Origin of the sequence: Streptomyces maremycinicus (assembly GCF_001184025.1) — a bacterium.
Taxonomy (GTDB): domain Bacteria; phylum Actinomycetota; class Actinomycetes; order Streptomycetales; family Streptomycetaceae; genus Streptomyces; species Streptomyces maremycinicus.
On the sequence record NZ_BBYG01000016.1, the window covers coordinates 495594 to 503991 of the forward strand.

Consider the following 8398-nt stretch of genomic DNA (forward strand, 5'->3'; position numbering starts at 1 on the left):
CGCCTGGGGTACCGTCGAGCGCGATGGCCACGATCGAGGAGTGCCGCGCCGCACTCGAGAAGCTCTCGGACACGATGCGCAACGCCGAGGGGGACGTGCGGACCGCCGCCGCCCTGGACCGCTCGGTGAGCTGCCGGATCACCGACCTGAACGTCACGTTCGTCGGCCGGATGACGGACGGCCGGATCGTCGTGCAGGACACCCTGCAAGGACCCCCGGCTGAGAAAGCCCAGATCAGGCTGGCCATGACCGGCGACGATCTCGTGGCCCTGGTCGCCGGCGAGCTGAACTTCGCGAAGGCCTGGGGCTCGGGACGGGTGAAGCTGGAGGCGGGCCTGCGCGACCTGTTCCAGCTCAGGAAGCTTCTCTAGCGACGGCCCGCTCGGCCCGCACCCGCGCCTTGCGGGCCGCCGGGACCACCAGCGGGGTCCCCGTCTCCGGGTCGTCGATGACCTGGCAGCGCAGCCCGAAGACCTCCTCGACCAGCCCGGCCGTGACGATGTCGTTCGGCGCGCCCTGCGCGATGACCTCACCGCCCTTCAGCGCGATCAGATGCGTGGCGTACCGGGCCGCGTGGTTGAGGTCGTGCAGCACGGCGACGAGCGTGCGCCCCTGCTCCTCGTGCAGCTCCGCGCACAGATCGAGCACGTCGATCTGGTGCTGGATGTCGAGGAAGGTCGTCGGCTCGTCGAGCAGGAGCAGCGGTGTCTGCTGGGCGAGGGCCATGGCGATCCACACCCGCTGGCGCTGCCCGCCGGACAGCTCGTCGACATAGCGGTCGGCGAGCTCGGCGACCCCGGTCTGCGCCATGGACTCCCGCACGACCCGCTCGTCCTCGGCCGACCACTGCCGCAGGATGCCCTGGTGCGGGTAGCGGCCGCGGCCCACGAGGTCGGCGACGGTGATCCCGTCGGGCGCGATCGACGACTGCGGCAGCAGCCCCAGCGTCCGCGCGACCTTCTTCGCGGGCATCGACTGGATGACCTGCCCGTCGAGCAGCACCCGGCCCTGACTCGGCTTCAGCATCCGCGACAGCGCCCGCAACAGCGTCGACTTGCCGCAGGCGTTCGGGCCGACGATCACCGTGAAGGAGTTGTCCGGTATCTCCACCGACAGCTGTTCGGCGATGACCCGCTGGTCATAGGCGAGGGTGACGTTCTCGGCGGACAGGCGGTTCACGGTGCTCCTTCGGTTGTTCTGATCGGCCGAGCGGTTGTTCTGACCGGCCGAGCGGTTGTTCCGGTCGGCCGGGCGGCCGCGGTCGCCGCCCGCGGCGGTCATATCCGGCCCGCCCTGCGCTCGGTGACGAGGAGCCACAGCAGGTACACCCCGCCCAGCACACCGGTGACCACCCCCACGGGCAGCTGCCCGTCACCGAAGAGCCGTTGCGAGGCCCAGTCGGCGGTGACCAGCAGGGCGGCGCCCATGCACAGGGACGGCACGAGGTTGGGTCCGGGCGAGCGGGTCAGGCGCCGGGCCAGCTGCGGCGCCGTCAGCGCCACGAAACTGACCGGGCCCGCGGCGGCGGTGGCGGCCGCGGTGAGCAGCACCGCGGAGACCATCAGCACCAGCCGGACCCGCTCCACGCGCACGCCCAGCGCGTGCGAGACGTCGTCGCCCATCTCCATCATCCGCAGCCCGCGCCCGTTGGCGAGGACGAGCGGCACCAGCACACAGGCCAGGGCGAGCAGCGGCCAGACCTGCTTCCAGTCCCGGCCGTCGAGCGTGCCGGTCATCCACACGACGGCGCGGGCCGCGTCGACGAAGTCGGCCTTGGTCATCAGATAGCCGTTGATCGCCGTCGCGATCGCCGAGATGCCGATGCCGACGAGCACCAGCCGGTAGCCGTGGACGCCCCGCTGCCAGGCCAGCAGGTAGATGAGGGTCCCGGTCACCAGGCCGCCCACCAGCGCGCCGATGGTCACCTGGTTGGCGCTCCCGGAGAACAGCACGATCATCACGAGCGCGCCGGCCGTCGCGCCCTGGCCGAGCCCCAGCACGTCCGGGCTGCCCAGCGGGTTGCGCGACACGGCCTGGAAGAGCGCGCCGCCGAGCCCCAGCGAGGCACCGACGAGCAGGCCCACGAGGACCCGCGGCAGCCGCAGTTCGTTGACGATGAACTCCTGGCCGGCGTTGCCGTCGCCGAGCAGCGTCCTCACGACGTCCGCGGCCGGGATCGGGAAGTCGCCGGTGCCGATCAGCACCACGCTCGCGGCGAGCGCGGCCACCACCAACGCGGCGACGACGATCAGCGCGCGCGGCTCCAGCCGGAAGGAGAACCCGCCCGGGGTGCGCAGCGCCCGGGGGCGGCCGTGGGGGGTCTTCTGCGCGGTCTTCACAGCTGGGCCGTCCTCCGCCGTCGTACGAGAAAGATGAAGACCGGGCCGCCGAGGATCGCGGTGATGATGCCGACCTGGACCTCGGAGGGCCGGGCGACGACCCGGCCGATCACGTCGGAGCCCAGCAGCAGCACCGGCGACAGGACCGCCGCGTACGGCATGATCCAGCGCAGGTCGGGGCCGGTGAACGAGCGGACGATGTGCGGGACCATCAGCCCGACGAACACGATCGGCCCGCAGGCGGCGGTCGCGGCACCGCACAGCACCGTCGCGGCCAGCATCGACAGCGCCCGGGTGCGGTTGAGGTTCGCGCCCAGCGCCTTGGCGGTGTCGTCGCCCATCGCCACGGCGTTCAGCGGCCGGGCGAGGGCGAACGCGAGGAGGGAGCCGACGACCAGGAAGGGCAGCACCTGCCGGATGGTCTCGTCGGTCGCCGTGGACAGCGAGCCGACCGTCCAGAACCGCATCCGGGCGAGCGCCGCGCCATCCATGATCATCACGGCCTGGAGATAGCCGTAGAGCGCGGCGCTGATCGCCGTGCCGGCGAGCGCCAGCCGCACCGGCGTGGCCCCCCGGCTCCCTCCGAGGAACCAGACCAGCGCACCGACCGCGGCCGCCCCGAAGAAGGCGAACCACACATAGCCGGTCAGGCTCGTGACACCGAAGAAGGTGATGGCGGTGACGACGGCCGCCGAGGCGCCCGCGTTGATACCGAGCAGTCCGGGGTCGGCCAGCGGATTGCGCGTCAGCGCCTGGAGCACGGCGCCGGACAGCCCGAGCGCGGCCCCGACGAGCAGCCCCAGCACGGTCCGTGACACCCGCTCGTCGACCACGACGTCGGCATAGGTCCCCGAGTCCTCGAACAGCCCGTGCAGCACCTGCGCCACGGACAGTTCCTTGGCGCCGACGGCGATACTCGCGACCGCCACCAGCAGCAGGACCGCCACGGCGGCGAACAGCCCGACGGACCGTATCGCCAGGCGGTTCGGAGGCGCGGGGGCGGTCTCCGCGCGCTGTTCGGGAACACTGTCGACCAACACGCAGTTAGGTTAGCCTACCCTGCCAACTCGTCCAGATCCCTGGTCACCTGGTCACGTTCCGGGCCGGGGCACACCGGCACCACCGCCTTCGGTATCCCGCCGTGCGGGTCACCTCCATGCAGCATCACCGCCGCGCGGGTCACCGCCCGTGCGGTATCAACTCCGCGCGATCCCACCGCCCGACCCGCTTCCCGCCCGGCGGCTCACAACCCCAGCCGCGCCAGCGCCTTGTCCGCGTCCAGCTCGCAGGTCCCCTCACCGGCCGCCGTCCAGGCCGCCGCGCACAGCGCCCTCAGCCCGTCCACGGGTTCGCCGTCCCCCGCCAGCTCCAGGCTCCCGGCACCCGCGCTCGCCGTCCAGCCCCCGCACCGGAAACCGCCACCGTCGACGGTGACTTCGGGCTGGCCGGTGAGCATCCCCCGCAGATCGGCGTCGACATACGTCGGCCGGTGCTGCGGCGGCGCGGCGAGCAGCTGCGCCCCGTCGGTGACCCCGGTGAGGACGAGCAGGGAGTCGACCTCGCCGTTGAACGCCCCCTCGATGTCCGTGTCCAGCCGGTCACCGACGACCAACGGCCGCTCGGCGCCGGTCCGCAGGATCGTCTCCCGGTGCATGGGAGGCAACGGCTTGCCCGCCACCTGCGGCTCCGCGCCGGTCGCGATCCGCACCACCTGCACCGCCGCGCCGTTGCCCGGCGCGATGCCCCGCCCGCTGGGAATCGTCAGGTCGGTGTTGGACGCGAACCACGGCACCCCGCGCGCGACGGCGTACGAAGCCTCCGCGAACCGGCCCCACGGCAGATCGGGACCGCCGAACCCCTGCACCACGGCCGCCGGATCGTCGTCCGCCGACTCCACCGGCTCCAGCCCGCGCTCGCGCAGCGCGACCCGCAGCCCCTCCCCGCCGATCACCAGCACCCGCGCACCCGCCGGCACCTGTTCACTGATCAGCCGCGCGACCGCCTGCGCCGAGGTGATGACGTCGTCGGCGCCCGTCGGTATCCCCAGCTCCGTCAGATGCCCGGCCACCGCGTCCGGCGTGCGCAGCGCGTTGTTGGTGACGTACGCGAGACGCATCCCGCCCGCACGGGCGGTGGCCAGCGACTCGACGGCGTGCGCGATCGCGTTGCCTCCCGCGTACACCACCCCGTCCAGGTCGAGCAGCGCCGTGTCGTACGCCTCGCTCAGGGCCTGCCCACTGGCCTCGGGCCTCGTCCTGACGCTCCGGCTCATTCCGCATCGCTCCTCGATCGCTCCGCTTTCCCTCGATCATCCCGCATGCCACCGACAGACACCGACAGACGTACGATGCCGGGATGAACTCAGCAGGTCACTCGGAAGCAACGGCGCCCCGAGGCCTGGAACTCACCCCGTTCCGAGGCCTGCGCTACGACCCCGACCGGGTCGGCAGTCTCGCCGCCGTCACCTCCCCGCCGTACGACGTCGTGGTCCGTCCCGACGGCCTGCACCACCTCCAGGACGCGGACCCGCACAACATCGTCCGCCTGATCCTGCCCCAGGCCACCACTCCCGCCGCCCGCAACGAACAGGCCGCCGACACCCTGCGCGGCTGGCTGTCGGAGGGCGTCCTGAGCGCCGACCCCGAGCCCGCCCTGTACGTCTACGAGCAGCGGCACGCGGACGGCATGCTCCAGCGCGGCCTGATCGGCACCCTGCGCGTCTCGGAGCCGTCGGAGGGCATCGTCCTACCCCACGAGGACGTCATGCCGCACATCGTCGAGGACCGTGCCGCCCTGATGCGCGCCACGCACGCGAACCTCGAACCCCTCCTCCTCACCTACCGCGGCAACGGCACCGCGGCCGAGATCGTGGACCGCGCGGCGGAGCGGCCCCCGCTCCTGTCCACCACCACCGAGGACGGCTACAGCCACCGCCTCTGGTCGATCACCGACCCCACCGAGACGGCACGCGTCCTCGCGGACCTCGCCGACCACCAGGCCCTGATCGCCGACGGTCACCACCGCTGGGCGACCTATCTGCGTCTACGCGCGGAGCATCCCTCCCCCAGCCCCTGGGACCACGGTCTGGTCCTGCTGGTCGACACCGCCCGCTACCCCCTGCGCGTCCGCGCCATCCACCGTCTCCTGCACGGCTTCCCGGTCGCCGACGCCCTGGCCGCACTCGACGGCCTGTTCCGCGTCCGGCGGCTGGACGTCCCCCTCCCGCAGGCCCTCGACGCCCTCGCGGACACGGCCTGCGCGGGCAACGGGTTCCTCCTCGCCGGCGACGGCGCCTTCCACCTCGTCGACCGACCGGACCCGGCGCTCCTCGACCGCACGATCCCCGCCGGCTTCCCCGAGGCCTGGCGCACCCTGGACGCCACCGTCCTGCACGCCACGCTCCTCGACCACATCTGGCGCATCCCCGAGGACGACCCCACCCGCATCGCCTACATCCACGACACAGCCGCGACGGTAGGCAAGGCGGAACGCGACGGCGGGACGGCGGTCCTCCTGCACCCCGTCCGCGAGGAGGTCGTCCGCGACCTCGCCCGGCAGGGCGTCACCATGCCCCGCAAGTCGACGTCGTTCGGCCCCAAGCCCGCATCGGGCCTGGTCCTGCGCGCACTCGACATCTGACGGCGTCGCGCACCCCCGAACGCAAGAAGGGGCGGGACCCGGTGGCCACCGGGTCCCGCCCCTCACTCCTGCTACCGCCCTGCGTCAGTCCTCGTCACGATCGGCCGCACGGCGCTCGGCCGTATCCCCGACCGTGTCCTCGACCGCGTCCGCCTCCGCCGCCTTCTCGACGACGGCCTCCTCGGACCCGTTCGCGACCTCGACCTCGGAGTCGTTCTCGGTCTCGTTCTCGTTCTCGTCCAGGGCGTCGACGAAGTCCACCCCGTCCAGCTCGGCGAGCCGGTCGGAGGCGTCCGTGCTGCCGTCCCGATCGGCCTCGAGAGCCTTCGCGAACCACTCCCGCGCCTCGCCCTCACGCCCGGCGGCGAGCAGGGCGTCGGCGTACGCGTACCTCAGCCGCGCGGTCCACGGCTGGACCGAACCGGCGGCGAGCTCGGGACTCTGCAACGTCACGATGGCCGCGTCCAGTTGCCCCATGTCACGCCGGGCGCCCGCCGCGACGAGCCGCATCTCCACCTGGCCGGCCTTGTCGAGCTTGTTCACCTCGGGGGCGCCGGCCATGTCGAGCGCCTTCTCCGGCCGCCCGAGCCCACGCTCGCAGTCGGCCATGACGGGCCACAGCTCGACACCGCCGGTCATCCGCCGCGCGGCCCGGAACTCGGCGAGCGCCTCGCTGTACTTCTGGGTGGCGTACGCGGCGAACCCGCCCGCCTCACGCACGGCGGCGACACGTGACGCGAGCCGCAGAGCGATCTTGGAATACGCGTAGGCACCCTCGGGGTCCTCGTCGATCAGCCGGGCGACCATCACGAGGTTCTTGGCGACGTCCTCGGCAAGCGTCTTGGGCAGGCTCTGGAGCTCCTGCCGTACGTCCTTGTCGATCTCGTCACCGGTGACGTCCTCCGGGATCGGCAGCCGCTTGATCGGCTCACGGTCCCGGTCCCGCTCGTCGCGGAAACGCGGCCCGCCACCCCGCCGGTCGTCCCGACGATCGTCGCGCCCGTCACGGCCCCGGAAGCCACCGGACCCACCGGGCCGTCCACCACGGTCGTCCCGACGCGGCCCACGGTCACCCCGGTCGTAGCCGCCGCCACGGTTGTCGTCCCGACGGAAGGCGGGGCGATCACCGCGGTCATCACGCCGGTCATCACGCCGGTCGTCCCGACGGTCGTCACGGCGGAACGGAGGCCGCTCACCACGGTCGTCACGGCGCGGACCACGGTCGTCCCGCTGGAACGCCGGACGCGAACCCCGGTCGTCACGCCGGTCGTCCCGACGTCCGAAGCCACCACGGTCCCGGTCACCGGATCCACCACGGTTGTCGTCCCGCCGGAAACCACCCCGGTCGTCACCCCGCCGATCGTCCCGACGGTCGTCACGACGGAACGGAGGCCGCTCACCACGGTCGTCACGGCGCGGACCACGGTCATCCCGCTGGAACGCCGGACGCGAACCCCGGTCATCACGCCGGTCGTCCCGACGGTCGTCCCGACGGTCGTCACGACGGAACGGAGGCCGCTCACCACGGTCGTCCCGACGGGGACCACGGTCATCCCGCTGGAACGCCGGACGCGAACCCCGGTCATCACGCCGGTCATCCCGACGGTCATCACGCCGGTCATCGCGACGGAACGGGGGACGCTCACCGCGGTCGTCACGGCGCGGACCACGGTCATCCCGCTGGAACGCCGGACGCGAACCCCGGTCATCACGCCGGTCGTCCCGACGGTCATCACGACGGAACGGAGGCCGCTCACCACGGTCGTCCCGACGGGGACCACGGTCATCCCGCTGGAACGCCGGACGCGAACCCCGATCGTCACGCCGGTCGTCCCGCTGGAACGCCGGACGCGAACCCCGGTCATCACGCCGGTCGTCCCGACGGTCGTCCCGACGGAACGGGGGACGCTCACCACGGTCATCGCGACGCGGACCACGGTCGTCGCGCCGGTCATCACGCCGGCCGGCCCCACCGCGGTTGTCATCACGCCGGAAGCCGCCACGGTCCCCGCGGTTACCGCCACGGTTGTCACGGTCCCCACTACTGTCCCGTCGCCGCGGGTCGCGCTCCGGTCGATCGTCGGGAGAGTTGGTGGACATCGGTGACTCCTGTCTTCGGTACCGCAAACATTCTCGCGCACCCGGGTACCCGGCGCGCTCCAGAAAAACAAAAAGGACCCCTGGTCCCAGCTGAACGCTGGGACCAGGGGTCCTTCCAAAGATTGTTCGGCGGTGTCCTACTCTCCCACAGGGTCCCCCCTGCAGTACCATCGGCGCTGTAAGGCTTAGCTTCCGGGTTCGGAATGTAACCGGGCGTTTCCCTCACGCTATGACCACCGAAACCCTAATGGTTTCGAGCGAACAAGCACACTTTTTACTTGTTTTCAGCTCTAACCGGCAACGGTCGTTGCCTCAGAACT

The 8398-nt window shown here is 72.0% G+C and carries 8 protein-coding genes and 1 rRNA gene; 2 read left to right on the plus strand and 7 right to left on the minus strand.

The genetic code is table 11. From position 1 onward, the window contains the following. Positions 1–23: 23 nt before the first annotated feature. Positions 24–371, plus strand: coding sequence for an SCP2 sterol-binding domain-containing protein (locus AOQ37_RS25465; protein ID WP_062647194.1), 348 nt, complete (start codon positions 24–26; stop codon positions 369–371). On the opposite strand, the gene AOQ37_RS25470 is transcribed toward AOQ37_RS25465, so the two are convergent. From AOQ37_RS25470 to AOQ37_RS25485, 4 genes are all read right to left on the minus strand, one after another. Next, positions 355–1281 (minus strand): ABC transporter ATP-binding protein, encoded by a 927-nt coding sequence (locus AOQ37_RS25470; RefSeq protein ID WP_062647196.1) that lies wholly within the window; start codon positions 1279–1281, stop codon positions 355–357. The two genes, AOQ37_RS25465 and AOQ37_RS25470, sit on opposite strands and share 17 nt — an antisense overlap. Continuing rightward, positions 1278–2339 carry a FecCD family ABC transporter permease gene (locus tag AOQ37_RS25475; protein WP_062647198.1) on the minus strand — a complete coding sequence of 354 codons (1062 nt, stop codon included), beginning with the start codon at positions 2337–2339 and terminating at the stop codon, positions 1278–1280. Before AOQ37_RS25475 ends, AOQ37_RS25470 begins: the two co-directional genes overlap by 4 nt. Next, positions 2336–3379, minus strand: a complete 1044-nt coding sequence (locus AOQ37_RS25480) for a FecCD family ABC transporter permease (protein WP_062647199.1) — start codon at positions 3377–3379, stop codon at positions 2336–2338. The genes AOQ37_RS25475 and AOQ37_RS25480 overlap by 4 nt, the downstream gene beginning before the upstream one ends. 203 nt (positions 3380–3582) lie before the next feature. After that, positions 3583–4611, minus strand: coding sequence for an HAD hydrolase-like protein (locus AOQ37_RS25485; protein WP_062647200.1), 1029 nt, complete (start codon positions 4609–4611; stop codon positions 3583–3585). Between the two features lie 83 nt (positions 4612–4694). On the opposite strand from AOQ37_RS25485, the gene AOQ37_RS25490 reads away from it, so the two are divergent. After that, positions 4695–5978, plus strand: coding sequence for a DUF1015 domain-containing protein (locus tag AOQ37_RS25490; RefSeq protein ID WP_062647201.1), 1284 nt, complete (start codon positions 4695–4697; stop codon positions 5976–5978). Between the two features lie 84 nt (positions 5979–6062). Here the strand turns inward: AOQ37_RS25490 and AOQ37_RS40505 are convergent, their stop codons facing one another. The 3 genes from AOQ37_RS40505 to rrf form a co-directional block, all read right to left on the minus strand. Then, positions 6063–6893, minus strand: a complete 831-nt coding sequence (locus AOQ37_RS40505; protein ID WP_199825081.1) for a tetratricopeptide repeat protein — start codon at positions 6891–6893, stop codon at positions 6063–6065. Next, complete coding sequence (locus AOQ37_RS40900) at positions 6785–8002, minus strand: hypothetical protein (protein ID WP_199825083.1); 1218 nt, start codon at positions 8000–8002, stop codon at positions 6785–6787. The genes AOQ37_RS40505 and AOQ37_RS40900 overlap by 109 nt, the downstream gene beginning before the upstream one ends. A gap of 200 nt (positions 8003–8202) precedes the next feature. After that, a 5S ribosomal RNA gene (gene rrf / locus AOQ37_RS25505) occupies positions 8203–8319 on the minus strand. Between the last annotated feature and the right edge of the window lie 79 nt (positions 8320–8398).

Bases quoted from the DNA above. Each gene is read 5' to 3' on its own strand.
- AOQ37_RS25490 (WP_062647201.1), top strand. From the start codon at position 4,695: ATGAACTCAGCAGGTCACTCGGAAGCAACGGCGCCCCGAGGCCTGGAA.
- AOQ37_RS25465 (WP_062647194.1), top strand. From the start codon at position 24: ATGGCCACGATCGAGGAGTGCCGCGCCGCACTCGAGAAGCTCTCGGAC.
- AOQ37_RS25485 (WP_062647200.1), bottom strand. From the start codon at position 4,611: ATGAGCCGGAGCGTCAGGACGAGGCCCGAGGCCAGTGGGCAGGCCCTG.
- AOQ37_RS25470 (WP_062647196.1), bottom strand. From the start codon at position 1,281: ATGACCGCCGCGGGCGGCGACCGCGGCCGCCCGGCCGACCGGAACAAC.